We start from the raw sequence: 433 nt of genomic DNA, 5'->3' as shown, positions 1-433 counted from the left end.
ACCTGGAGGACGCCTCGTCGCGCGGCATCCTCAAGAAGAGGCTCAGGTACTACGCCCACTCGAGGCTGCTGATCATCGACGAGCTCGGCTACCTCGACGTCGGCAGCGCGGGCGCGGACCTGCTGTTCCAGCTGATATCGACGCGCTACGAGCAGCGCTCGACGATCATCACCACCAACGTGGGGATCAGCGGCTGGGGCAGGGTGTTCGGGGACGACGTGGCGGCGAGCGCGATCGCGGACAGGGTGTGCCACCACTGCCACCTGGTCAAGATAACCGGCAGGTCCTACAGGCTGAAGGACCTGCCGAGGGACGGCCCCGTCAAGCCGTGACCGGAATCGGTGAAAATACGTTAGCGCAACCGGTGAAACCGCCTTTGCGCAAACGGCGCGCCTGTTTAGCGAAACTGGTGAAAAATAGATTGACGCTAACA

1 protein-coding gene is annotated in these 433 nt (G+C 62.6%); it reads left to right on the top strand.

The features are described 5' to 3' along the window. Window positions 1-332, top strand: a 332-nt coding sequence (locus ACQRAQ_RS08640; protein ID WP_427794559.1) for an ATP-binding protein, incomplete at its 5' end; no start/stop codon positions are given. Window positions 333-433: the final 101 nt, after the last annotated feature.

The organism is Collinsella sp. SGI.178, assembly GCF_050313495.1.
GTDB lineage: Bacteria > Actinomycetota > Coriobacteriia > Coriobacteriales > Coriobacteriaceae > Collinsella.
This window is presented reverse-complemented; position numbering and strand designations above follow the sequence as displayed.